Origin of the sequence: Duganella violaceipulchra (assembly GCF_019166075.1) — a bacterium.
GTDB lineage: Bacteria > Pseudomonadota > Gammaproteobacteria > Burkholderiales > Burkholderiaceae_D > Rugamonas > Rugamonas violaceipulchra.
In genome coordinates this window covers 57116-81982 of the sequence record NZ_JAHTGR010000001.1, presented here as the reverse complement: position 1 = coordinate 81982, position 24867 = coordinate 57116, and the positions used below count along the sequence as shown (strand labels likewise).

General features: G+C 65.0%; 24 protein-coding genes. 15 read left to right on the top strand and 9 right to left on the bottom strand.

Annotated features, from left to right (window positions below; translation table 11 throughout):
• Window positions 1-26: 26 nt before the first annotated feature.
• The 3 genes from KVP70_RS00335 to KVP70_RS00325 form a co-directional block, all read right to left on the bottom strand.
• The gene (locus KVP70_RS00335; RefSeq protein ID WP_217940041.1) at window positions 27-3128 is read right to left on the bottom strand and encodes an efflux RND transporter permease subunit; all 3102 of its coding nucleotides are present in this window, start codon (window positions 3126-3128) and stop codon (window positions 27-29) included.
• Window positions 3125-4234: an efflux RND transporter periplasmic adaptor subunit gene (locus KVP70_RS00330; protein WP_217940040.1), complete on the bottom strand. Its 1110-nt coding sequence runs from the start codon at window positions 4232-4234 to the stop codon at window positions 3125-3127. Before KVP70_RS00330 ends, KVP70_RS00335 begins: the two co-directional genes overlap by 4 nt.
• Window positions 4235-4318: 84 nt before the next feature.
• Window positions 4319-4936 carry a TetR/AcrR family transcriptional regulator gene (locus KVP70_RS00325; RefSeq protein ID WP_217940039.1) on the bottom strand — a complete coding sequence of 206 codons (618 nt, stop codon included), beginning with the start codon at window positions 4934-4936 and terminating at the stop codon, window positions 4319-4321.
• A gap of 92 nt (window positions 4937-5028) precedes the next feature.
• On the opposite strand from KVP70_RS00325, the gene KVP70_RS00320 reads away from it, so the two are divergent.
• From KVP70_RS00320 to KVP70_RS00310, 3 genes are all read left to right on the top strand, one after another.
• Complete coding sequence (locus tag KVP70_RS00320) at window positions 5029-6489, top strand: efflux transporter outer membrane subunit (RefSeq protein WP_217940038.1); 1461 nt, start codon at window positions 5029-5031, stop codon at window positions 6487-6489.
• Window positions 6490-6667: 178 nt separating this feature from the next.
• Window positions 6668-7834 carry a benzoate/H(+) symporter BenE family transporter gene (locus KVP70_RS00315; RefSeq protein WP_229224492.1) on the top strand — a complete coding sequence of 389 codons (1167 nt, stop codon included), beginning with the start codon at window positions 6668-6670 and terminating at the stop codon, window positions 7832-7834.
• Window positions 7835-7884: 50 nt separating this feature from the next.
• The gene (locus KVP70_RS00310) at window positions 7885-9234 is read left to right on the top strand and encodes an MFS transporter (protein ID WP_217940036.1); all 1350 of its coding nucleotides are present in this window, start codon (window positions 7885-7887) and stop codon (window positions 9232-9234) included.
• Window positions 9235-9236: 2 nt separating this feature from the next.
• Here KVP70_RS00310 and KVP70_RS00305 read toward each other — a convergent pair whose 3' ends face one another.
• A complete protein-coding gene (locus KVP70_RS00305; RefSeq protein WP_217940035.1) occupies window positions 9237-10151 on the bottom strand; it encodes a LysR family transcriptional regulator in 915 nt (304 codons plus the stop codon).
• A gap of 100 nt (window positions 10152-10251) precedes the next feature.
• On the opposite strand from KVP70_RS00305, the gene KVP70_RS00300 reads away from it, so the two are divergent.
• The 9 genes from KVP70_RS00300 (at window position 10252) to KVP70_RS00260 (ending at window position 17598) form a co-directional block, all read left to right on the top strand.
• Window positions 10252-11361 (top strand): muconate/chloromuconate family cycloisomerase, encoded by a 1110-nt coding sequence (locus KVP70_RS00300; RefSeq protein WP_217940034.1) that lies wholly within the window; start codon window positions 10252-10254, stop codon window positions 11359-11361.
• 17 nt (window positions 11362-11378) lie between these two features.
• Window positions 11379-11669, top strand: coding sequence for a muconolactone Delta-isomerase (catC, locus tag KVP70_RS00295; protein ID WP_217940033.1), 291 nt, complete (start codon window positions 11379-11381; stop codon window positions 11667-11669).
• Between the two features lie 40 nt (window positions 11670-11709).
• Complete coding sequence (gene catA / locus KVP70_RS00290; protein ID WP_217940032.1) at window positions 11710-12630, top strand: catechol 1,2-dioxygenase; 921 nt, start codon at window positions 11710-11712, stop codon at window positions 12628-12630.
• Window positions 12631-12644: 14 nt separating this feature from the next.
• Window positions 12645-14024 carry a benzoate 1,2-dioxygenase large subunit gene (gene benA / locus KVP70_RS00285; protein WP_217940031.1) on the top strand — a complete coding sequence of 460 codons (1380 nt, stop codon included), beginning with the start codon at window positions 12645-12647 and terminating at the stop codon, window positions 14022-14024.
• Window positions 14021-14512, top strand: a complete 492-nt coding sequence (gene benB / locus KVP70_RS00280; protein WP_217940030.1) for a benzoate 1,2-dioxygenase small subunit — start codon at window positions 14021-14023, stop codon at window positions 14510-14512. Before benA ends, benB begins: the two co-directional genes overlap by 4 nt.
• Before the next feature lie 22 nt (window positions 14513-14534).
• On the top strand, window positions 14535-15572 hold the full coding sequence (gene benC, locus KVP70_RS00275; RefSeq protein WP_217940029.1) for a benzoate 1,2-dioxygenase electron transfer component BenC: 1038 nt from the start codon (window positions 14535-14537) through the stop codon (window positions 15570-15572).
• On the top strand, window positions 15569-16351 hold the full coding sequence (gene benD, locus KVP70_RS00270; protein WP_217940028.1) for a benzoate diol dehydrogenase BenD: 783 nt from the start codon (window positions 15569-15571) through the stop codon (window positions 16349-16351). Before benC ends, benD begins: the two co-directional genes overlap by 4 nt.
• A 14-nt stretch (window positions 16352-16365) precedes the next feature.
• Complete coding sequence (gene pcaD, locus KVP70_RS00265; protein WP_217940027.1) at window positions 16366-17145, top strand: 3-oxoadipate enol-lactonase; 780 nt, start codon at window positions 16366-16368, stop codon at window positions 17143-17145.
• 66 nt (window positions 17146-17211) lie between these two features.
• The gene (locus tag KVP70_RS00260) at window positions 17212-17598 is read left to right on the top strand and encodes a VOC family protein (protein ID WP_217940026.1); all 387 of its coding nucleotides are present in this window, start codon (window positions 17212-17214) and stop codon (window positions 17596-17598) included.
• A 3-nt stretch (window positions 17599-17601) separates the two neighbouring features.
• Here the strand turns inward: KVP70_RS00260 and KVP70_RS00255 are convergent, their stop codons facing one another.
• Together KVP70_RS00255 and KVP70_RS00250 are read right to left on the bottom strand one after the other, a co-directional pair.
• Window positions 17602-18432: a helix-turn-helix transcriptional regulator gene (locus KVP70_RS00255; RefSeq protein ID WP_217940025.1), complete on the bottom strand. Its 831-nt coding sequence runs from the start codon at window positions 18430-18432 to the stop codon at window positions 17602-17604.
• Complete coding sequence (locus KVP70_RS00250) at window positions 18432-19058, bottom strand: YbhB/YbcL family Raf kinase inhibitor-like protein (protein WP_217940024.1); 627 nt, start codon at window positions 19056-19058, stop codon at window positions 18432-18434. The genes KVP70_RS00255 and KVP70_RS00250 overlap by 1 nt, the downstream gene beginning before the upstream one ends.
• A gap of 158 nt (window positions 19059-19216) precedes the next feature.
• On the opposite strand from KVP70_RS00250, the gene KVP70_RS00245 reads away from it, so the two are divergent.
• From KVP70_RS00245 to KVP70_RS00235, 3 genes are all read left to right on the top strand, one after another.
• On the top strand, window positions 19217-20140 hold the full coding sequence (locus KVP70_RS00245; RefSeq protein WP_217940023.1) for a LysR family transcriptional regulator: 924 nt from the start codon (window positions 19217-19219) through the stop codon (window positions 20138-20140).
• Between the two features lie 181 nt (window positions 20141-20321).
• Window positions 20322-22541 carry an EAL domain-containing protein gene (locus KVP70_RS00240; protein WP_229224491.1) on the top strand — a complete coding sequence of 740 codons (2220 nt, stop codon included), beginning with the start codon at window positions 20322-20324 and terminating at the stop codon, window positions 22539-22541.
• 87 nt (window positions 22542-22628) lie between these two features.
• Window positions 22629-23033 carry a bacteriohemerythrin gene (locus KVP70_RS00235; protein WP_217940022.1) on the top strand — a complete coding sequence of 135 codons (405 nt, stop codon included), beginning with the start codon at window positions 22629-22631 and terminating at the stop codon, window positions 23031-23033.
• A gap of 8 nt (window positions 23034-23041) precedes the next feature.
• On the opposite strand, the gene KVP70_RS00230 is transcribed toward KVP70_RS00235, so the two are convergent.
• The 3 genes from KVP70_RS00230 to KVP70_RS00220 are packed head-to-tail and all read right to left on the bottom strand — an operon-like array spanning window position 23042 to window position 24867.
• Window positions 23042-23506 (bottom strand): DUF4405 domain-containing protein, encoded by a 465-nt coding sequence (locus KVP70_RS00230; RefSeq protein ID WP_217940021.1) that lies wholly within the window; start codon window positions 23504-23506, stop codon window positions 23042-23044.
• 3 nt (window positions 23507-23509) lie between these two features.
• Entirely contained in the window at window positions 23510-24334 is an 825-nt protein-coding gene (locus KVP70_RS00225) for an FAD:protein FMN transferase (protein WP_217940020.1), read from the bottom strand.
• Window positions 24331-24867 (bottom strand): FMN-binding protein, encoded by a 537-nt coding sequence (locus KVP70_RS00220; protein WP_217940019.1) that lies wholly within the window; start codon window positions 24865-24867, stop codon window positions 24331-24333. The genes KVP70_RS00225 and KVP70_RS00220 overlap by 4 nt, the downstream gene beginning before the upstream one ends.

Genomic DNA, 24867 nt, shown 5'->3' with positions numbered 1-24867 from the left:
TTGATTGAATGGTCGGGCTGCGCGCGTCAGTGCGACGACACGGCGTGCAGGCTGCGCTGCGCTGCCGCTTCGGTGCGCGGACTGATCCTGAACCAGATGGAATACATAGCCGGCAGAAACACCAGCGTCAGCACCGTCCCGGCGAAGGTCCCGCCGATCAGCGTGTAGGCCAGCGTGCCCCAGAACACCGAATGGGTCAGCGGGATGAAGGCCAGGATCGCCGCCAATGCAGTCAGGATCACGGGCCGGGAGCGCTGCACAGTGGCTTCGACCACCGCCTGGAATGGGTCGAGCCCCGCCAGTTCGTTGTGGTGGATCTGGCCGATCAGGATCAGTGTGTTGCGCATCAGGATGCCCGACAGTGCGATCAAGCCGACCAGCGCGTTGATACCGAATGGCTGCTGGAACAGGATCAAGGTCGGCACCACGCCGATCAATCCCAACGGACTAGTCAGGAAAACCATGACCATCGCCGAGATCGAGCGCACCTGGAAGATGATGATCAGCAGGGTAATTGCCAGCATGATCGGGAACAGCGGCAGCATCGCTTTCGTCGCCTTGCCAGATTCCTCGATCGAACCGGCCTCTTCGATACGGTAGCCCCCTGGCAGCTTGTCCATGATGGGCTGCAATTGCGCGGTGATGGCGGCCGATGCGTCCGGCGGCTGCAAGCCATCGGCGATGTCGCCGCGCACGGTCATGGTCGGCATACGGTCGCGGCGACGGATGATAGGCTCCTCCGCCCGCACGTCGACTTGGCCTACCTGCGACAGCGGGAGGTGTTGCCCTCCCGCGCCGGTCAGTGTGAAGTCGGCAAGCTTGGCTGGGTCGAGGCGGTTGCTGCCGGCAGACCGGGCCACGACTTGCACGGTGCGGATATCTTCACGCACACTGGTCAGAGGCACGCCACTCAACAGGAATTGCAGTTGCTGCGCGACTGCACTGGAGGTCAGGCCGACCGCCTGCAAGCGGTCTTGCTGCAGGGTGAAATGTAGCGTCGGCGTGCGTGTGCCCCAGTCGTTATTCACGGTGCGCATCATCGGACTGGCGTCCATGACTTGCTGCACCTCTGCAGCGATGGCGCGTAGCTTGCCCGTATCCGGTCCGCTGACCCGGTAGGCGACCGGGTAGGGGGAGTACGGCCCAAACACGAGTTGGGTGACACGTACGCGCGCTTCTGGCGCGAGACCGGCGGCAACGGCAATGCGCAAGCGCTCCTTCAAGGCGTCGCGCTCATTCTGGTTATCGGTGCGGATCACGATCTTTGCAAAGGACGGGTCAGGCAGTTCAGGGCCCATGGCCAGGTAGAAGCGCGGAGCCCCTTGGCCTACGTAGGCGGTGACGATCTTCGCTTCCGCCTGTTTGGACAGCCATGCCTCCACCTTCGCCGCGGCCGCGCTGGTTTGCACGATCGACGTACCGAATGGCATCTGCACCTCGACCAGGACTTCGGGACGGTCCGAGATCGGGAAGAACTGTTTCTTGACCACGGCCATGCCCAGTATCGCCAGCACGAACAGGCCTACCACCGCGCCTGCCACCGGCCACTTGCGGGTGATGACGCGCTTCAGTAACTGACGGAAGCGGTTATAGCGCGGCGTGTTGTAGAGCGCCTCGTGGCCGCCCTCGACCGGTTTGAGTTCGGGCAGCAGTTTGACGCCGAGGTAGGGGGTGAAAACCACGGCGACGACCCACGAGGCAATCAGTGCGATGCCCACGATCCAGAACATATTGCTGGTGTACTCGCCTGCGGTGGAGCGGGCAAAGCCGTTCGGCATGAAGCCCACCGCCGTGACCAGCGTGCCCGACAGCATGGGCGCGGCGGTATGGCTCCAGGCGTAGGCAGACGCGGCGATGCGGCTGGCGCCTTCCTCCATCTTCACCACCATCATTTCGATGGCGATGATGGCGTCGTCCACCAGCAGGCCCAAGCCTAGAATCAATGAGCCCAGCGTGATGCGGTCAAAGTTCTTGCCGGTGGCGGCCATCACGATGAAGACCACCGCCAGCGTCAGCGGCACGGCGGCGGCAACCACGATGCCAACGCGCCAGCCCATGCTGACAAAGCACACCACCATCACCACCACCAGCGCGACGAAGAACTTGACCATGAATTCATCGACCGCCGAACTGATGTTCACGGCCTGATCGGTGACCTTGGTCAGTCCCATGCCGAGCGGCAGTTCGGCATTGACCGCGCCGACTTCCTTATCGAGCGCCTTGCCGAGGTCGAGTCCGTTCCAGCCATCGCGCATGACGATGCCGAGCAGTAGTGCGGGTTCGCCGCCGTTGCGCAGCATGAAGGTCGCCGGGTCTTCATAGCCGCGCTTGATCGTGGCGATGTCCGACAGCTTCAAGGTGCGACCCTGGGCAACGACAGGCGTGTCGCGGATCTTTTGCAATTCATCGAAAGCGCCGTCCAGGCGTATGAATACCTGCGGCCCCTTGGTTTCCACCGAACCGGCCGGCGTCAGGACGTTCTGATTGTTCAGCGCGGCGAACACCTGCTGCGGGCTGACGCCCAAAGTCGCCAGGCGCTCATGCGAGAACTCGACAAAGATACGCTCGGGTTGTTCGCCAACGATGTTGACTTTTTTAACGCCAGGCACATGCAGCAGACGTTGGCGTAGCGTCTCTGCATCCCGCACCAGCAGGCGCTGTGGCTCGCCCTTGGCCTTCAGCGCGAACAGTGCAAAAGTGACGTCCGCATATTCGTCGTTGACCATGGGGCCGATAACGCCGCTTGGCAGGTTGCCGGCTTCATCGCCGACTTTCTTGCGCGCCTGGTAGAACTGCTCCTGCACTTCCGCCGGTGGCGTGCTGTCCATCAAGGTCACGGTTGTGAATGCCAGCCCCGGCCGGGTGTAGGTTTCGCTACGCTCGTACCAGCGCAATTCCTGCAGCCGCTTCTCGATCTTTTCGGCGACTTGGTCCTGCATCTCTTGCGCGCTTGCGCCTGGCCAGGCAGTGACCACCGTCATGACCTTGACCGTGAAAGCCGGATCTTCCGCGCGTCCCAATTTAAAGAACGAGACGACGCCAGCCACGGAAATCAGGAAAATCAGGAACAAGGTGACGGCGCGCTCGCGCACGGCGAGCGCGGACAGGTTGAAGCGAGCTGCGCTCATGGTTGCGCTCCCGCGCCGGCGGCGGCCTGGTCGACGATACGCACCTGTGAGCCTTCGCGCAGCAGGTGCGCGCCAAGCGCCACGATCCGTTCGCCTTGCTTGAGCTGAGCGGTAATGAGCGCTGTGTCGTCGCCCAGACGCTGGACCGTCACCGGACGCCAGTTGACCTTGGCCGGTTGGCCCTGGATCACCCAGACGCCCGGCCCCTTGCCAGCGTCAAACAGGGCGCCCAGCGGCACCGACCACGCGCTCGGCGGAGCGGACTGCCCATCCGGAATCTGGATCGTCACGGTGGCGCCGAGCGGGGCGTTGGCCAGTTCGCCCTCCAGCACATAGCGCGCCTCGAATGTGCGCGTGAGGTGGTCTGCCGTATCCGAAAGCTGCCTTAGTTTGGTCGGGGCGGCTGCGCCATCCTTGCCAAAAAGCGAGGCCAGCCCCGCCGAGCCTATCGCCGGCCGCAACGTTTCCGGGAGCTGGATGATGGCTTCGCGGCGGCCTGCATGGGCGATACGGATGACCGCCTGGCCGGCGCCGACGACCTGGCCGGGTTCGACCAGCGTCTCCATGACGACGCCATCGGCATCGGCCACCAGTTCGGTATAGCGGCTGGCGTTGCGCGCCACCTCGGCTTGGGCTTCGGCTGCGTTCAGCTGGGCTTTCGCGGCGTCGGCGGCGGCCGCGACCTGGTCATAAGCGGAGGCCGAAATTGCGCCGGTGCCGCGCAGGTCGCGGTAGCGCGCTTCGTCCTGCGCGGTTTGCTGCGCGCGGGCGCGGGCGGCCGCGACCGCTTCCTGTTGGGCCAGGACAGCGAGTCGCAGATCGGCCGGGTCGATGCGCATCAGTGCCTGGCCGCGCTGTACGGTCTGGCCGGTATCCACCAGGCGCGCCAGCACTTTGCCGGAGACTCGAAAGCCCAGGTCGCTTTGCACCCTGGCGGCGACGGTGCCGGTGAATGCCCGTGTGGCAAGCGCCGCATCCTTGATGATGGCGGCGCGTACCAGCGGGGCATCGGTACGCGGGTCGGATTGTTTTTTTTCGCCGCAGGCGACCAGCATCAGCGGCAAAACGGATATGACGGCGGAGAAAACGAGGCGGCGGCGAAGCATGGAGATCCCGTAAATGAACAAAACAGAAGTTCATTCTGGGACTAGTGACTAATTATGTCAATAGTCACTTTCAACTTCGCATGATCATCTTGATAAGCTTCGCAGCACCAGGCTCGACAGTTGAGCCGGCGCGTCGTCGGTGGCGCCTAGGCTGTATTGCAGCAGCAGCGGGTTGAGGTAAGGGCGCATGACCAGGTAAATGGCATTCGCGGTTTCGTCCAATGGTGTCTTGCGCTCGAAATCGTCGGCTTCGCGACCCAGGCGCAACACCTCCTGCAGCAATTGTTGGATACGCAATTCGTAGTCCCGCACGGCTTGCCACTGCCCGGTGGCGGCGGACGCCGCGATGTCGTACAGCCGCCGGTCTTCAGAGAATAATTGCATGCTGGACTCAACGATCGCCTTGAACATGCGGCGCAGCTTCTCTGGCGCATGGTCCGCGCTGTCAACGGCCGCCCTGATGTCGGTCTCGATTTGGCGCAGGCAGTTTGCGCAGATGAGTTCTCCGATCGCCTGTTTGGACTCGAAAAACTTGTAGATATAAGCCTTGGAAAAACCGATGGCTTTGGCGAGGTCGGAGACGGTGGTCTTTTCATAGCCGTACAGACGGAAGTGTTCGGTAGCGGCGGAAACGATTTGATCGCGTACTTCGTGATCGGCGGGGCCTCGGACGGGGCCTGGATTGATGGTGGGTTTATTCATGTCCGACAGCTTAACGCGAGTCGCGGAGTTGCACAACAAGTGACTAAATCGTGATATAGTCACTTCAACTTATCCACCATGCGAAAAATCCCATGCTACTCAAACGTACCCTCATTTCGTTCGCCGTCGCTTGTATTGCCACCGGTTGTGCCATCGGACCTGACTACGTCCGGCCAGACGTGCGCTTGCCGGATCGCTACCTTGGACTGGCCGCCGTCGAGCAAAGACACGCCGGCGTCGCCGCCGATTTGACCACGTGGTGGGGCGGCTTTGGCGACCCGCAACTTAGCCGCTTCGTCACGCTGGCACTGGAACAGAACCTAGATCTCGCACAGGCGTCCGCCCGGGTCACGCAGGCACGCGCCGGGCTGGGAGCAGCCAATGCGGCGCTGCTGCCATCGGGCACTGTCAGCGCCCAGGCTGCGCGCGCCTACCAGTCGGTGGAAACGCCGCAGGGGAAAATGCTGAGCATCCAGCAAAATTTTGATCGCTACGGAAACGCCTATGAAGCCAATCTCGGCGTCGGTTGGGAGCTGGACCTGTTCGGCGGCTTGCGTCGCGGGCGCGAGGCGATGCTTGCCGAGTACCAGGCGTCGGCTGCCGGAGTGGCGGCGACGCGCCTGGCGGTGGCAGCGCAGACCGCCGACATCTACATCAGCATACGCGGGCTGCAAACCCGCATCGACGTCGCGCGCAACCAGGTCAGGACACAGCAAGAGCTGCTGGCGACGCTCAATTTGTTGTATGGCAAGGGGCTGGTCCCGGAACTTCAGGTACGACAGGTCGAAGGCGCGCTGGCGCAGGTGAGGGCGGCGGTGCCGGTGCTGGAGGCTGGATTGGAAACGGCCATGAATGCGCTCGACGTGATGCTGGGCGCCGCGCCGGGAGCGTATCGGGATGAGCTGGCGATGGCGCGCGCGATCCCGGCCGCCCCGCAGATCGCAGCCGCCGGTTCGCCTGGAGATTTGCTGCGCCGCCGGCCAGACCTGATCGTGGCCGAACGCCGTCTCGCCGCGTCGAACGCGCGCATCGGCATGGCCATCGCCGAGTTTTACCCGAAGCTGTCCTTTGGTGGGATGATCGGCAGCGCGACGTCGGACTCTGGCGGCAATCTGTTCACCGGCGGCGCCAGCCAAGGCTCCGGCGTGCTGGGGCTGCGCTGGCGTCTGTTTGACTTCGGCCGCATCAATGCGCAAATTGATCAGGCCAAGGGGCAGGAGGCCGAGGCGCTGTCCGCTTACCGTCTGGCGGCGCTGCGGGCCACCGCCGACGTGGAGAACGCGTTGTCGGACCTGGTCAAGCGCGAGGCGCAGGCCGCGATACTGGGGCAGGGCGTTGATTCCCTGGGCCTGGCAAGGAAGGCATCGTTCGCCGCTTACCAGAAAGGCGTTGTCAGCCTGATCGAAGTCCTGCAGGCCGACGACAGCTTGCTGCGCGCCTCCGACATGCGGGCGCAAGCCCAAACCGAATCCGCGCGTGCGGCGGTGGCGGCCTTCAAGGCGCTCGGCGGTGGCTGGCAGCTTCAGGAAGCCGACGCGGTGGCGTTGCGTTAAGCCGCCGCTTCCGCGCATACTCGGCGGGTATCAAAGACATACCCAATCGGTGTTGGACCACCTCCCGGAACTTGTCTACTCTGACCCTGCAGTACACGGTCATACAACAAAGACAACGATGCCGGGAGACTCGATGCATCCTTTTTCCTCTTCACCACGGGGCAGGCGCCCGGCCGCCATGTCACGCTGGGCCGACAGTTCGGTCTCCGCGATTGCCGCCGGCTTCCTGGCGGTGCTGGTGTCGCTGGCCGGGCCGCTGGCGATCTTTTACCAGGCGGCGCAGGCCGGGCAGATGTCCAACGAGATGTTCGCCTCCTGGGTATGGGGCATCTCGCTGGGCGCGGCGGTGGCCGGCATTTTCCTCAGCTGGAGCCTGAAAGCACCCGTCATCACCGCCTGGTCGGCCCCCGGCACGGCCTTGCTGATACCGCTATTTCCCGCGCTGTCCATCCATGAGGCGGTGGGCGCCTACCTGACAGCCGCCTTGCTGTTGCTGGCGATCGGCCTGTCCGGTGGCTTCGAACGGCTGATGTCGCACGTCCCCAAGGGTGTCGCCAGCGGCATGATGGCGGGCATCCTGCTGCCGTTTGGGCTGAATGCCTTCAAGGGCATGGGCGCGCTGCCGTTGCTGGTGGGCGGCATGCTGATCGCCTACCTGCTGTGCAAGCGCTGCTGGCCGCGCTACAGCGTGGTGCTGTTGCTGGTGGCGGGCATCGCCATCGCGATGCTGACCGGTCAGACGCACTTCGACGGCGTGCACCTGCAGATGGTGCGGCCGCAATTCATCACGCCCGCCTGGAGCTGGGCCAGCACCTTCAGCCTCGCGCTGCCGCTGGTGTTGACCACGCTGAGCGGACAATACCTGCCCGGCATGGCCATCCTCAAGAGCGCCGGCTATGACGTGCCGGTGCGCCGCATCGTGGTGGTCAACAGCCTGGCTTCGCTGGTGACAGCTTTCACCGGCGGCATCACCATCGCGATCGCCGCCATTACCGCCGCCATGTGCACCGGCCGCGACGCGCACGAAGATCCAGCCAGGCGCTATGTCGCCGGCATCGCCAACGGCGCCTTCTATTTGCTGGCCGGCTTGTGCGGCGGCTCGGTGGTCATGCTGTTCGCCGCCTTGCCCAGGGAATTGATCGTCGCGCTGGCCGGGCTGGCGCTGCTCGGTCCCATCACCGTCAACCTGACGCAGATCGTCACCGCGCCGGAGCGCGAAGCGGCCGTGCTGACCTTCCTCGCCACGGCCTCCGGCATGACCTTCCTCGGTCTGGGCTCGGCATTCTGGGGCATCTTGATCGGCATGGTGGCGCATCGCGTGCTGCGCCCGGCCACTGCAGCATAAATTTCATCACACCGCAGCACCAACACAACTACAACAAGGGGATCAACACCATGCAGCAAATCGACATCCATAAATTGGCGGACCAGGCCCGCTTCAACCGCTTCCACGCCGGCGTCCTGGCGTGGTGCGCGGTCATCATCATCTGCGATGGCTACGACCTGGCCGTCGCCGGCATCGCGCTGCCATCGATCATGAAGAGCATGGGCGTGACGGCGCAGAACGCCGGCTTCATGGTCAGCTCCGCGCTGTTCGGCATGATGTTCGGCGCGATCTTCCTCGGCACGGTGGCCGACCGCATCGGCCGTCCGCGCGCCATCGGCATCTGCCTGGCGCTGTTCAGCGTGTTCACCGCGGCGGCCGGGCTGACGCATGATCCGTATGCCTTCAGCGCGATGCGCTTCCTGGCCGGCCTGGGGATCGGCGGCGTGATGCCGAACGTCGTCGCCCAGATGACCGAGTACTCGCCCCGCAAAATCCGCTCCACCATGGTGACGCTGATGTTCAGCGGCTATGCGGTGGGCGGCATGCTGGCCGCCTTGCTGGGCAAGGGCATGATCGAGGCGTATGGCTGGTCGTCCGTGTTCCTGGCGGCCGGGGCGCCGGTGGTGCTGATTCCGTTCATCCTGAAGTCCTTGCCGGAATCGATGCCGTTCCTGATACGCCAGGGCCGCCTGGCCGAGCTGAAGTCCATCCTGGTGCGCATGGAGCCCGGCTACCGCGCCCACGCGGACGACCACTACACCGTGCCAGCCCATGACCGCGCAGAGGGTGCGCCGATCCGCAAGCTGTTCCAGGATGGGCGCGGCTTCAGCACGGCGATGTTCTGGATCGCATTCTTCATGTGCCTGTTCATGGTGTATGCGCTCAGCTCCTGGCTGGCCAAGCTGATGGCCGGCGCCGGCTACAGCCTTGGCTCCGCGCTGACCTTCGTGCTGGTGCTGAACTTCGGCGCGGTGATCGGCGCGATCGGCGGCGGCTGGCTGGCGGACCGCTTCCATATCAAGCACGTCCTGATCGGCATGTACTCGCTGGCCGCTGTGTCGATCACGCTGCTGGGCTATAAAGTGCCGACCGAAGTGCTGTACCTGCTGGTCGGCCTCGCGGGCGCTTCGACCATCGGCACCCAGATCGTCACCTACGCCTACGCCGGCCAGTTCTATCCCGCCGCCGTGCGCTCGACCGGCATCGGCTGGGCATCGGGCGTGGGCCGCAGCGGCGCCATCCTCGCGCCCATCGTGATCGGCACGCTGGTCGGCATGGCGTTGCCGCTGCAGCAGAACTTCGTGGCGATCGCCATCCCGGCCGTCATCGCGGTGATTGCGGTGTCGTTGATCCGCCATGGTCGCTCGGCCTCCGCTGCCGCCGCCAAGCCGGCAGCCGGCGCCACGGCGACCGCGTAAGGTTAGAGCGTTTCGCGGATGTAGTCGATGCCGGCCGCGTCGTAGACTTCATAGATCACGGCCAGCATCTGCTGCAGTTCCTCGGAGCGATCCAGTTTGCGCACGCTGAACATCACCGGCGACACCGCATGGCGGTCGGCGATGGCGCGGAACACCACGTCGTCGCGCCGCATGCCTTGCACGCTGTCCGGCACGATGGCCACGCCCTGGCCGGCCGCCACCAGGCCGATGGCGATCTGCAGCTCCCTCACTTCGACGATCTTCTGCGGCGCGATGGCGCGCTCCGACAGCACCGACAACACCTGGTCGGCGAAGCTGGGGCGCGGCGTCTTGGGGTAGACCAGCAGGCACTCCGTCTGCAGGTCGACCAGCTGGATCGGATCGGTCGACGCCGCGCGCGGGTGGCCGGCCGGCAGTGCCACGATCAGGCGTTCCTCGCGCAGCACGATGCGGCGGATGTTGGGGTCTTCGCTCTTGACGCGGCCGAAGCCGACGTCGATCACGCCGTCCTTTAGCGCCTGGATCTGCTGCATGGTGGTCAACTCATGGAACGTCACCTCGACCTTGGGATATTGCATGCGGTAGCGCCGCACGATGCGCGGCAGCAGGCCGTACAAGGTCGACGCCACAAAGCCCATCGACAGCGTGCGGTCGATCTTGCCCACGCGCTGGGTCATGGTTTTCAGTTCGGCGGCCTTGGCCAGCAACTCCTGCGCGTGCGCGTGGAAGAAGGCGCCGGCCTCGGTCAGCTTGACCGGCCGCGTGCCTTTCTCGATCAACTCCACGCCCAGTTCCTCTTCCAGCTGCTGGATCTGGCGGCTCAAGGGTGGCTGGGCGATGTGCAGGCGCTCGGCGGCGCGGGTGTAGTTCTTCTCGTCGGCGACGGCGACGAAGTAGCGCAGGTGGCGTAATTCCATTGCATACCTTTCGGGTATGAAAAACATACTAACTCGGTGTTGGACCTGACGATCCACGTGGAATATTGTGTATCTATCGAACTCATTATACGAAATAAATATGATCACGAACATAGAAGTCATCCTTGCAGACGTCCCGACCATCCGGCCGCACAAGCTGTCGGTGGCCACCATGCAATCGCAAACACTGGTGTTGGTGCGGGTGCTGTGCGCCGACGGCGTGGAAGGCTGGGGCGAGGCCACCACCATCGGCGGCCTGAATTACGGGGAGGAGAGCCCGGAGAGCGTCAAGGTCAATATCGACACCCACATCGCGCCGCTGCTGGTCGGCATGGAAGCGCGCCAGGTGGCGAAGGCGATGGCCAAGGTGCGCAAGGTCATCCAGGGCAACCGCTTCGCCAAGTGCGCCATCGAGACCGCCTTGCTGGATGCGCAGGCGCGCCGGCTGGGCGTGCCGTTGAGCGAACTGCTGGGCGGCCGGGTGCGCGATGCGCTGCCGGTGGCCTGGACCCTGGCCAGCGGCGACACCGCGCGCGACATCGCGGAAGCGGAGCAGATGCTGGAACTGCGCCGCCACCGCATCTTCAAGCTGAAGATCGGTGCGCGGCCGGTGGCCGAGGACGTGGCGCACGTACTGGCGATCAAGAAGGCGCTCGGTGACTCGGTCAGCGTGCGGGTCGACGTCAACCAGGCCTGGAGCGAGCTGGAAGCGATGCGCGGCATCGCGGCGCTGGAAGCGGGCGGCATCGACCTGATCGAGCAGCCGACCCGCGCCACAAGTCAAGGCGGCATGGCGCGGTTGGCGCATCGCTTCGCGGTGGCCTTGATGGCCGATGAAGCGCTGCAAGGCCCGCAGGACGCGCTGGCCATCGCGCAGGCCGGCGGCGCCGACGTGTTCGCGGTGAAGATCGCGCAGTCCGGCGGCCTGCTGCCGGCGGCGCAGGTGGCGGCGGTGGCCCAGTTGTCCGGCATCAGCCTGTATGGCGGCACGATGCTCGAAGGCGGCATCGGCACCGCGGCGTCGGCCCAGCTGTTCTCGACCTTCGGCGAACTGGAATTCGGCACCGAACTGTTCGGCCCCTTGCTGCTGACGCGCGAAGTGCTGCGCGAGCCGCTGGTGTACCGCGACTTCATGCTGCAGGTGCCGGATGGTCCGGGCCTGGGCGTCGAACCCGACATGGACAAGCTGCGCGAACTGCGCCGCCGTTAATTTCAAAGGAGATCCTCATGCTGTTCCACGTACGTATGGATGTGCAGCTGCCGCCGCACATGCCGGCCGCGCAGGCCGACGAATTGAAGAAAACCGAGCGCGAACTGGCGCACAGCCTGCAGCGCAGCGGCAAGTGGCGCCACCTGTGGCGCGTCGCCGGCCAGTACGCCAACGTCAGCGTGTTCGACGTCGGCGACGTCGAAGAGCTGCACGCGCTGCTGACATCCTTGCCGCTGTTCCCGTACATGCAGATCCAGGTGATGCCCTTGTGCCGCCACCCGTCGTCGGTGCGCGACGGTGACGCCTGAACTTAATTTATCCCACTAAACCAAAACGAAGGAGACTGACATGACACACAATGAAATCGACACCCTGGTAAAAGGCTGGATCATCGACAAGGCCGAAGGCCCGGTCAACGCGCGGGTGCAGCAAGTGGTGGTGCGCCTGGTCGGCGATCTGTGCAAGGCGATCGCGGACCTGGACATCCAGCCGAGCGAATTCTGGAAAGGCCTGGAATACATGAGCGAGGCGGGCGCCCGCAATGAGCTGGGCCTGCTGGCGCCTGGCCTGGGCCTGGAGCGCTTCCTCGACATCCGCGCCGACGAGGCGGAGGCGAAGGCCGGCCTGACCGGCGGCACCCCGCGCACCATCGAAGGCCCACTGTACGTGGCCGGCGCGCCGGAAAGCCAGGGCTATGCGCGCCTCGACGACGGCACCGAAAGCGACAAGGCCGAAGTGCTGTTCATGCAGGGCACCGTGCGCGGCCAGGACGGCCTGCCGCTGCCGGGCGCCAAGGTCGAGGTCTGGCACTGCAACCTGCTGGGCAATTACTCCTTCTTTGACAAGTCGCAGTCGCACTTCAACCTGCGTCGCACCATCATCGCCGACGGCGAAGGCCGCTACCAGCTGCGCAGCATCCTGCCGGTCGGCTATTCCTGCCCGCCGGACGGCACCACCCAGCGCCTGCTGGACCAGCTGGGCCGCCATGGACACCGTCCGGCCCACATCCACTTCTTCGTCAGCGCCGCCGGCCAGCGCAAGCTCACCACCCAGATCAACATCGATGGCGACGAATACCTGTGGGACGATTTCGCCTTCGCCAGCCGCGAGGGACTGGTGCCGCCGGTGCGCCGCGTGACGTCGCCGCAGCAGATCGCCGCCAAGGGCCTGCAGTCGCCGTATGCCGAAATCGACTTCGACTTCCAGCTGCACGCCGAAACGCCGGTGGCGCCGGAAGCCGTGGTGGAACGCACACGCGCCGCGGCCTGATTAGGAGAGGCACCATGATCCCGATCATTCCCGTCGCCTCGGCGAACAGCGCCCGGCCGGCCAGCCTGGATGGCTTCCTGGTGGAGGACCACGAGCGCGGCGACTATCGCCTGCACCGCAGCGCCTTCACCGATCCGGCCCTGTTTGAACTGGAGATGAAGCACATCTTCGAAGGCAACTGGATCTACCTGGCGCACGAAAGCCAGGTGCCAAACAACAACGACTACTACAGCGCCCACATCGGCCGCCAGCCGGTGTTCATCGCCCGCAACCGTGGAGGGGAGCTGAACGCCTTCATCAACGCCTGCACCCATCGCGGCGCGCAGCTGTGCCGCCACAAGCGCGGCAACAAGGCGACCTACACATGCCCGTTCCACGGCTGGACCTTCAACAACAGCGGCAAGCTGTTGAAGGTGAAGGACCCCGAGGACGCTGGCTATCCGGATTGCTTCAACAAGGAAGGCTCGCACGACCTGAAAAAGGTGGCGCGCTTTGAAAGCTACAAGGGCTTCTTGTTCGGCAGCCTGAATCCGGACGTGTTGCCGCTGGCGGAGTTCCTGGGCGAAGCCGGCAAGATCATCGACATGATCGTCAACCAGTCGCCGGACGGGCTGGAAGTGCTGCGCGGCGCGTCGACCTACACCTTCGACGGCAACTGGAAGCTGCAGGCCGAAAACGGCGCCGACGGCTATCACGTCTCGGCGGTGCACTGGAACTACGCTGCCACCACCAGCCGCCGCAAGGAGCAGGGCGAAGCCCGCGAAGACAAGATCCGTGCCATGGACGCCGGCAAGTGGGGCAAGCAGGGCGGCGGTTTCTACGCCTTCGAGCATGGCCATGTGCTGCTGTGGACTCAGTGGGCCAATCCGCAGGACCGGCCCAACTTCCCGCGCCGCGAGGAGTACGCGCAGCAGTTCGGCGGCGCCACGGCGGACTGGATGATAGGCCGTTCGCGCAATCTGTGCCTGTATCCGAACGTGTACCTGATGGATCAATTCGGATCGCAGATCCGCCTGCTGCGGCCTATCTCGGTCGACAAGACCGAGGTGACGATCTACTGCATCGCGCCCAAGGGCGAGCCGGATGACGCGCGCGCGCGCCGCATCCGCCAGTACGAGGACTTCTTCAACGTCAGCGGCATGGCCACGCCGGACGACCTGGAAGAATTCCGCGCCTGCCAGCAAGGCTACACGGGCAGCGCGCTGGAATGGAACGACATGTGCCGTGGCGCCAGCCACTGGATCAACGGCCCCGATGCGGCGGCGCGTGAAATCGGCCTGTCGCCGGTGATGAGCGGCGTCAAAACCGAGGACGAAGGCCTGTACACGATCCAGCACCGCTACTGGCTGGACGTGATGCAGCGCGCCGTCAAGCAGGAAGGCGGTGCGAAATGAGCGCACCCACCCTGGACCAAATCTGCGCCTTCATCTACCGCGAAAGCCGTTTGCTCGACGATCAGCAGTGGGACGAGTGGCTGGACTGCTACCACCCGGAGGTCCAGTACTGGATGCCGTCGTGGGACGACGACGACCAGCTGATCGGCGATCCGCAGCGCGAAATTTCGCTGATCTTCTATCCAACCCGCCAGGGACTGGAAGACCGCGTGTTCCGCATCAAGACCGAGCGCTCCAGCGCCACCATGCCGGACACGCGCACCAGCCACAATATCTCCAACGTGGAGATCGAGCGGCAGGACGGCGCGCGGGTGACGGTGCGCTTCAACTGGCACACGCTGAGCCACCGCTACAAGACCGATTTCAGCCACTTCGGGATGATGCGCTACGAGATCGACTTCTCTGGCGCGCGTCCGCTGATCACCAACAAGTACATCGTGCTGAAGAACGACTACATCCATCAGGTGATCGATATTTACCACCTGTAGCACCGCAACCAGGAGAGCGACGATGAGCTACCACATCGCACTGCAGTTCGAGGACGGGGTCACCCGCTTCATTTCATGCAACGAGAACGAAAAGCTGGCCGATGCGGCCTACCGGCAGAAAGTCAACATTCCGCTCGATTGCCGCGACGGCGCTTGCGGCACCTGCCGCGGCCTGTGCGAATCGGGCAGCTACGACATGCCGGCATCGAGCTATATCGAGGATGCGCTGACGCCGGAGGAGGCGGCCCAGCGTCAGGTGCTGGCCTGCCAGATGAAGCCGACCTCGGACTGCGTGGTGCGCATCCCCGCCACATCGGCGGCCTGCAAGACCGGCGTGGCGCGCTACGACGGTAGCCTGGCGCAGGTGCGGCAGTTGTCCGCCACCACGCTGGGCTTCTCGATCGAGCTGGCGCCGGATACGGATGTCGGCTTCCTGTCCGGCCAGTACGTCAACGTCGAGATTCCGGGCACCGGCTTGACCCGGTCCTATTCCTTCAGTTCCGCTCCGGGCGCCTCGCGCTACGACTTTGTGGTGCGCAACGTGCCGCATGGCCGCATGAGCACCTTCCTGGCGCAAGACGCCAAAGTGGGACAGGCGATTTCGTTCTCCGGTCCTTACGGCAGCTTCTATCTGCGCGACGTGGGGCGGCCCTTGCTGCTGCTGGCGGGCGGCACCGGCATCGCACCGTTCCTGTCGATGCTGCAGGTGATGGCGGCAGCCGGATTCCGCCAGCCGGTGCGGCTGGTGTTCGGCGTGACCAATGATGTCGACCTGGTCGCCATCGAGCAGTTGCAGGGCATCGCCGCGGCGCATCCCGAGTTCAGCTTCCGCACCTGCGTGGTCTCGGCCGACAGCGCGCATCCGCGCAAAGGCTACGTGACGCAGCATGTGGAGCCGGATTGGCTCAACGGCGGCGATGTCGATATCTATCTTTGCGGACCGGTGCCGATGGTCGATGCGGTGCGGCGCTGGCTGGCCGACTGCGCGATCGCGCCGGCCAATTTCTACTTTGAGAAGTTCTCGGCCAGCACCGACGCCACCGCACAGGCGGCGGCATGAGCGCGCGCCGATTTGAAGGCCAGGCGGTGATCGTCACCGGCGCGGCACAGGGCATAGGGCGGGGCGTGGCGTTGGCGTTGGCGCGCGAAGGCGCACAGCTGGTGCTGGCGGACCGCGCCGCATTGGTGGAGGAGGTCGCGGCGGAAGTGCAGGCGCTGGGGGCCATGGCGGTGATCGCGCGCAGCGACCTGGAAACCTGGGCCGGCGCCGCGCAACTGAACGAGATCGCGGTGGCGGCGTATGGCCGGGTCGATGTGCTGGTCAATAACGTCGGCGGCACGATCTGGGTCCAGCCCTACCAGGAGTACACGCCGGAACAGGTGGAGGCCGAAATCCGCCGCTCGCTGTTCCCGACCATGTGGTGCTGCCGCGCGGTGCTGCCGCAGATGGTGGCGCGCAAGCAGGGTGTGATTGTCAATGTGTCGTCGGTCGCCACGCGCGGCATCTACCGGATTCCATATTCGGCGGCCAAGGGCGGCGTCAACGCGATGACCGCCAGCCTGGCGATGGAGCATGCGCAGGACGGCATCCGGGTCAACGCGGTCGCCACGGGCGGCACCGAGGCGCCGCCGCGCCGCATACCGCGCAACGCCCAGCCGCTCAACGCGCAGGAGCAGCAGTGGTACCAGGGCATCGTCGACCAAACCGTCGCCAGTAGCCTGATGCACCGCTACGGCAGCATCGACGAACAGGTCAACGCCATTCTGTTCCTGGCGTCGAGCGAATCGTCTTACATCACCGGCACGGTGCTGCCGGTTGGTGGCGGCGATCAGGGCTAAGCGAGGAGAGATTCATGTCAGTCATACGCCTGCACGGCAACGAGGTCTCATTCCAGGTCGACGGCGAGGCGGGCCGGCCCTGCCTGATGTTTTCCAATTCGCTAGGCACCAACCTGCACATGTGGGACGCCCAGGCCGAATTCCTGCGCCGCGATTTCCGCATCATCCGCTACGACACGCGGGGCCATGGCGGTTCCTCCACCGTGCCGGGATCGGCCAGTCTGGCGCAACTGGGGCAGGACGTGCTGGCGCTGCTGGATGCGCTGGATGTCGAGCGCACCCACTTCTGCGGCCTGTCGATGGGTGGCGCGATTGCGCAGTGGCTGGGCATACACGCTCCGCAGCGGTTGAACAAGCTGGTGATCGCTAATTCCGCTCCGCGCATCGGCACGCCTCAGGGCTGGCAGGATCGCGCCGCGCAGGTCAGGGCAGCGGGACTCGATGCAGTCGCCGACGGCGCGGCCGGACGCTGGTTCACGCCGGGCTATATCCAGCGCGAACCGCAGCAGGTGGCGTCGTTGGTGGCCTTCCTGCGCGGCGGCAGCGCGGAAGGCTATGCGAGTTGCTGCGATGCGCTGGCTGACGCCGACCTGCGCGGCCATTTGCAGTCCATTGCGGCGCCGACGCTGCTGGTGGCCGGTGCCCATGATCCAGTGACCACAGTTGCCGATGCCGCCGCCATACTGGAGCAAATCCCGCGCGCCACCATGGTGACGCTGGAGGCGTCTCACATTTCGAACATCGAGGCCGAAGCGGGCTTCAACCTGGCGTTAAAGGAGTTCCTGCACCGCTGAATTGCGCCGGTAAGATACGTTAAAATGACACGACGAAGACCGATTAATTTATCGTAGGAGTCCTGCATGAAGCGTGTCACAGGCATAGGCGGTGTGTTCTTTAAATCTCCCGACCCCAAGGCGCTGGCCGAGTGGTACCGGGTCCATCTCGGCCTGGAAGTCTCGGCGTGGGGTGGCGTCGCGTTCCGTTGGTCCGGCCCGGATAACCCAAGTGGTACGGGCACCACGGCCTGGAATCCGTTCAAGGCCGACACCGACTACTTCGCTCCCAGCACCGCCAGTTTCATGATCAACTATCGGGTGGCCGACCTGCATGGCCTGCTGGCCGCCTTGCGTGCCGAGGGCTGCCGCGTTGAAGACAAGGTCGATGAATCGGAGTACGGCAAGTTCGGCTGGGTCATCGACCCCGATGGCAACAAGGTCGAATTGTGGGAGCCGCCGCCGGGCAAATGACCGTCAGCGCACGTGTGAGGGCGAGCAGCCAAAGCGTTCGCGGAAGCGCAGCGAGAAGCGTGCATGCGCCTGATAGCCGCAGGCTTCGGCGACCAGCGGAATGCTCCAGCCTGTGGTCTGTAGCAGGCCCATGGCATGGTGCATGCGCACCTCCAGCAGCACGGTCTCAAAGCGCAGATGCTGGGCCGCCAGGCGCCGCCTGAGTGTGGCCTCGCTCATCGCCAACTCGCGGCCGGCCTTGGCTGCGGTCCATGGCTGGCCGGGCGCATCGCTCAGCAGGCTGGTGAGCAGATCGCCGATGTTCTGGCTGGCGGGGCGGGCAAACACGATGCCGCGGTCCGCCAGGGCCAGCAGCAGTCCGACCAGCCGATGCATCAGCACCCGCTCACTGACGCCTGCGGCGTCCAGGCCACGGATGCAGTGGTCCAGGGTTTCCCGCAGATCGTCGTCGAAGGCCGTTTCGCGCCATGCGCTTATCGGTGCGTGGGGCAGCTCCGACAGGTCATAGCGCTTGTAGAATTCGCGCAGCACTTCCGGCGCGATGGTCAGCAATAGCGAACGAAACCTTGGGTCCTCGCCACCCGGCAGCTTGACCAGGTCCGCGCAGACGTTTTGGGCCACCGCCATCAACCCGGACGGTGCTTCCAGCAACGCCTGCGTGTCGCCGGTGTCGAGACTGAGGCTACCGGATTTGACCAGCAGGACGGTCGCCTCCAGAAAGCGGAAGCGGCTGGCGCGCTGCGGCTGCCGCAGGCACGGCTGCGCCAGCATGCACAGGCCGCGCCGGGCGATCGGCATGCCGGAGGGCAGGGTCCACTGGCCGTGCTCCATCATCAGCGCAGCTTGGGATTGAGCGTGTAGGTGCCGGTCAGGGTGGCTTCGGCCAGCACATGGCCGGCGATCGCGTTGCGGATGGCCTGGCCGTCCAGCGCCAGGTCCGCCGGCAGTGCAGCCACGTCGAGCGCGTACAGCGTGAAGACGTAGTGGTGCAGCAGCGCGTCGTTCCACGGTGGGCAGGGGCCGTCGTAGCCGTAGTAGTTGCCGCTCATCTGGGCATCGCCGGCGAACCAGTTGCTGTAGTCGTTGATGCCATGCTTCATGCCGCCTGCCGCTTCGGGGCCGGCCTTGCCGCGCGGCGTGACGGCGTCGCTGTGGCTGCCGGCGGCGATGGCGCGCGTGGCGGCCGGGATGTCGACCAGCAGCCAGTGGAAGAAGTCGACGCGGGGCAGGCTGGCCGGTACTTCACGGCCTTCCTGGTTCACGTCGTCGCCCCGGCTGGGCACATCCGGATCATGGCAGACTAGCGCGAACGACTGCGTGCCGGCCGGTACGTCGTCCCAGGCCAGCTGCGGGTTACGATTGGTGGAGAGGCTGATGTGGGTGTCCGGGGCGATCACCGCGAAGGCGAATTCGCCGGGAATGGGCTGGTTGTTGGCAAAGCTGGTGCTGGTCAGTTTCATGGCGGGGATCTTCTATAAAAGTGGAAGGCTGTGACGAAATTATAGAGGTCAACGCGTATGCATGAGTAACCAATCCGGTCAAATATTACGCTATTCCGATCAATGTGACGGCTTTGGTGCTAATTGGCACAGGTCGCAATCTAGAAAAAAGTAAGTGCATGGACAATTTGGGAGATATCCGGCTCTTCGTCGAAGCAGCCGGTCTGGGGAGCCTGTCTGCGGCCGGACGCAAGCTGGCGCTGACGCCTGCGGCGGCCAGCGCGCGCCTGGCTAAGCTTGAGGAAGGGTTGAAGACCCGCCTGTTCGAACGGACCACTCGCCAGCTGCGCCTGACCGAGGAGGGCCGCTTGTACCTGGAACATTGCCGCCTGGCCTTGCAATCGCTGGACGATGCCCATGCGGCATTGCAGTCAGGGGGCAACATCGTGCGGGGCAAGTTGCGGATTTCGGCCCCCTCGGATCTGGGGCGAAATTTGCTCAGCACCTGGCTGGACGAATTCAATGCGGAGTATCCGGACGTCAGCATCGCCTTGATGTTGTCCGACGGACTGTCGAATATGCTGCAGGACGACATCGACCTGGTGATACGCTTTGGCGTGCCGCCGGACAGTTCCCTGGTTGCCCGCAAGCTGGCCGGCAACCAGCGCGTGCTGTGCGCTTCACCCGATTTTGTGGCCCGCCACGGCACGCCGGCGGAACCGCGCGAGCTGGCAAAGTTCCGCTGCATCGTCCACGGCACGGTGCCGGGAGCGATCTATGAATGGCGTTTCCGCCGCGGGACCGACGAGCAGACCTATGTCGTCCCGGCGGACACCGCGCGCGAAACCAACGATGGCGCGGTCGCGCGCGCATGGGCTTTGCGCGGCCAAGGCATCACCATGAAATCGCTGTGGGACATCGCGGCCGATGTGCAGGCAGGACGCCTGGCGATCCTGCTGCCGGACTGGCGCTGTCCCGACGCGCCGCTGCATGCGCTCTACCATCGCAACCGCTACCTGACGCCGCGCCTGCGCGCCTTGCTGGACTTTCTGTCCGCGCGCTTTGCGCAGATGGAAGCGGAACTCCATTTTCCCAAGGAGTAGAGTACATCCATGAGATTGAGGCAACTTTTACTGGCAGGCCTGCTGGCCGTGGCCGGCGCAGCGCAGGGACGCATCCTCTGAAACAAAAAGCTGCGCACTGGCAAAAACTTGATTTCAATCAAATTTTTTATTGATTTGAATCAGTATCCTTGTAGAAAACAGCTCTCTGCGAGGCATGGCCATGACCAATCACCAGCCACTTCAGTTCGCGCCGTGCGCCGGCAGCGCTGAGTGCGATTTTTCCGGTCCCGCAGCCGATGTCCAGCCAGGCGCCGCGTCGCCATTGCCGCCTGTGATTGGTGGGCTGTGCCACAACTTCGCCTGCGCCGTGCTCGACGCCATGCGTGAACAGCTTGCGGTGCTGGGGCCGGACGGCGCCATCCTGACGGTCAACCCCGCGTGGCGCGAGGCCGCCGCAACGCGCCACCAGCCGGGGCAATCCATGCTGTACGCCGAGGTCGGCTGCAATTACCTTCAGCTGTGCCATGACGCGGCGGCACAGGGAGCAGAAGGCGCAGCCGAGGCCGAGGCCGGCATCAAGGCGGTGTTGGCCGGGGAAAACAATCTATTTCAGATGGAATACCCTTGCCATACGCCTGCGGCGCGACGCTGGTTTCGCATGACGGTGTCGCCGATGAGCTTCGGCTGGCACGGGGCGGCCGTGGCGCAGGAAGACATCACCGAGCGCCATCTGTCCGAAGCCAATCTGCGCATCGCCGCCACCGCCTTTGAATCGAACGAGGGCATGATGGTCACCGACAGCCGTGGAATCATCCTCAAGGTCAACCAGGCCTTCACCCGCATCACCGGCTATGCGATGGACGAGGCGGTGGGGCGCACGCCGCGCATGCTCAGCTCCGGCCGCCATGACGCCGAATTCTACCGGGCGATGTGGGCCGAAATCGGCGAACATGGCAACTGGTCCGGCGAAATCTGGAACCGCCGCAAGAACGGCGAAGTCTATCCGGAACACCTGAGCATCACCTCGGTGCGCGACGACAGTGGCCGCATCTGCAACTACGTCGCGGCGCTGACCGACGTCACACTGAGCAAGGCGGCCAGCGACGAGATCCGCAACCTGGCGTTCTATGACCCGCTGACCCGTCTGCCCAACCGGCGCATGTTGCTGGAGCGCTTGCGCCAGGTGCTCGACGCCAGCAAGCTGCACGAGCGCTACGGTGCGCTGATGTTCATCGACCTCGACAATTTCAAAACGCTCAACGATACGCTGGGCCACAGCGTCGGCGACCTGCTGCTGCAACAGGTGGCCGACCGCTTGCAGGCATCGCTGCGGCTAGGCGACACTGTGGCCCGTCTGGGCGGCGATGAATTCGTCGTGTTATTGGAAGGCCTGGGCTGCACGGAGCCGGCTGCGGCGGCCCAGGCTGAACACCTTGGCGACAAGATCCTGGCCGAGCTGAATCGCCCGTACATGCTGGGCAGCCACTTGTGCCACAGCACGCCCAGCATGGGGGCGACGCTGTTCCATGACGGCTGGCCGGCCCATCCGGAGGAATTGCTGATGCAGGCCGACATCGCCATGTACCAGGCCAAGCAGGCGGGCCGCAACGGCATGCGCTTCTTCGACCAGAAAATGCAGGACAAGATCAGTATCCGGGCCCGGCTGGAGGAAGCCTTGCGGCATGCGATCGTAGAACAGCGCTTCGAACTGTACTATCAGCCCCAGGTCGACCAGCAGGGACGGGCGGTCGGCGCGGAGGCGCTGATCCGTTGGCAGCAGGCGGACGGCAGTTTCATGTCGCCGGCGCGCTTCATTCCGTTGGCGGAAGAGACCAGCCTGATCCTGCCGATCGGCCAGTGGGTGATGGAAACGGCCTGCGCCCAGCTGCGGCAATGGCAAGACCTGCCGCACATGGCGCAACTGGTGATGGCGGTGAATGTGAGCGCGGCGCAAATCCATCAGCGGGACTTCTTCGAGCAGGTGCATGAGTTGATTTGCTGTCACGGCATCGACCCCGCGCGCCTGAAGCTGGAGCTGACCGAGGGCCTGCTGCTGGAAAACATCGAGGAGATCATCGGCACCATGGAGCAGCTGCGCAAGATTGGCGTTTGCTTCTCGCTGGACGATTTCGGCACCGGCTACTCTTCGCTGCAATACCTGCGGCGTCTACCGCTGAGCCAGCTGAAGATCGACCGCTCCTTTGTCGATGAACTGGCCGCCAATAGCAACGATCAGGCCATCGTGACGACCATCATCGCCATGTCGCGCAGCCTGGGCCTGGATGTGATCGCGGAAGGCGTGGAGAACCTTGAGCAGCGCCGGTTGCTGGAGCAGCTCGGCTGTCACCGCTACCAGGGCTTTTTGTACAGCCAACCCGTGCCCGCCAGGCAGTTGCAGCGGTGGGTGGCCGCCCGCCATCCCCCGCTCGGTATTATTTGATCTGGATCATGGATTTAGTCGCACCGTGCGCCCATAGTCCTTGCTGGCGGCGCATGGTGCGCCTGCCCGATCGACCACGAGGACTTTATGGATAATACCGGTTGGACCCCGGACATGGCGCTGGGCATACCGCTGTTCGACGAGGCGCACGAGGCGCTGGCGGAACAGATCAAACAGCTGACACATTGCAAGGACGAGGACTTCAGCGCCGGACTGGCGCAACTGATCGAATGCCTGGAGGATGATTTCCGCCACGAGGAAGCGCTGATGGAGGCGATCGATTACCCGGCCCTGCGCAGCCATCGCGAGCAGCACGCCCGCGTGCTGGCCAGCTTGCATCAACAGGAAAACGGTGCGACGAAAAGCGGACGGGCGGCGGTAGGGCTGGTGCTGCCGTGGTTCCACGCCCACCTGGCCACGGCCGACACGGCGCTGGCCATCGCGCTGCAAATGAGCGGACTCGATCTGGCCGAGGCGGCCAAGGTCGGCTAGCGCCGCGTCTACGGGTGACGCACGGCCCGGCGGCCGAGCAGCACGTGCAGCACGAACAGCACGGCGGCGGCCAGGCCGACCACCCAATGCACCGACGACCATACGGGCCGGTCGCTTTCGCCGGCCAGGTAGTACAGGCCGAAACCGCTGGCGGTCAGCGCCAGCATGGCGGCGATCATGCTCCAGCCGGTGCGCAGATTGCGCGCGGCCTTGAGCGCGCGGCGGATATGCGCGTTCATCAGGCTGCCGAGGAAGAACAGCATCACCATCGCGGCCGCGCCGTGCAGCTTCATCGACCACGGTTCGAGCGGGTTGATGGTTTCGCCGAACTGGCCGACGGGACGGAAGAAATAGCGCGCCAGCAGCCAGGCGGCGCCGCTCAGCAGCAGAGCGGCGAAGCTGGCGTAGATGCAGCGGCGGTGCCAGCGCTCGACGCGCAGGTTGACGTGGGGACGGGATCGGTGAGTATGCATCGCTCAGATTATAAACGCTGAGGCTTGCGATGCGGCCAGCGCAGGGTGTTGCGCATCGCCGCTGGCCAGCACCACCTTGGTCAGCGCATCGGCCACGGCGCAGCGCGGCGCCCGCACCGACACGCTGATGGACGCCAGCAGCGGCTCGCCGTTGCGGCCGTCGACCAGCGCGCTGATTTCGCGGCCGCCGTGCCGGCGCGCCGAAAAATAGGCGGCCGATGTGGCCAGCGCTTCATCGCGCAGCGACAGTCGCGCACCAGCGCGCCCCGGCACCAGCGGGTCGCGCACGGCGACCGGCCAATCCAACGGACCGAAGCCGCGCAGGTCGCCCCCGGCGTTGACGCAGCCGCTGCCGGCGCCGGCGCGCTGCAAGGCCGCCACCGCCAGATCGACCGCGTAGCCTTTGGCGATGCCGCCCACATCCACCCAGCCATGCGCCAGCTTGCGTACCTGCGGCTCCGGTTCGCAGCGGTAGACGGCCAGCGCCGGCTGGTACGCCGGGCTCTCGGCGTTGTCCGGGCGCGGCAGGCAGAGCCAGTCCACCAGGCGCGGAGCGCAGGCGATGTTGAACAAGCCTTGCGACAGTTCGGCCATCTGCGCCGCCAATCGCAGCACCTGCCAGGTGTGCGGATGTACCTCCAGCAGCTCGCCCGGCGCGGCGCGGTTGAGGCGCGAGACATCGCTGGCGGCGTCATGAAAACTCATCAGCCGGTGCACCAGCGCGACCTCGGCGAACGCCTGCGTGATCGCCGGTGACCGCGCCGGCTGAACGCTGTCGGCAGTGATTTCGACCAGGGTGCCCAACCAGGGCTGGGCGCGCCGTATCATTTTTTCAGCGCCACCTGGGCGACGGCGGCGATGCGCCGCACGCCGTCGGTCAGGTGGGTGCAGGACAGGGTGGCGCCGCTGATGTTGGCGATGCCGTCGCCCACCGCCAGCCCGCCCGTTTGCGCGGACTTGCCGGTGAACTGGCGGCGCCAGGCCGGCAGGCGGATTTCGCCGCCGTGGCTTTCGCGGTAGGTCAGGATCTCGACCTGACGCACGGTGGCGTCGGGATTGAGGCCGACCGCGTACGAGATCAGCTCGAACTTGCCGATCACGTCGTCGAGCACCATGTAGCCCAGCAGCTTGTCGCCGCTGTAGGCGCCCACCACGCGCCAGTTGACCGAGCGCGCCGCCAGCCCCGCCAGCTTTTCCACCTGTTGCATCTGCGGCAGCGACAGCGCCACGTCCTGTTCGCGGAACGCGCTCGCCTCCGGGAACATCAGCTTCTGCGCCTGTTCCGCGTTCAGGTACTGCGCCGCGAAGGCCGGCGCGCCGGCGGCGCATGCGGCCAGCGGTATCCAGAGTCGGTAGCGCAT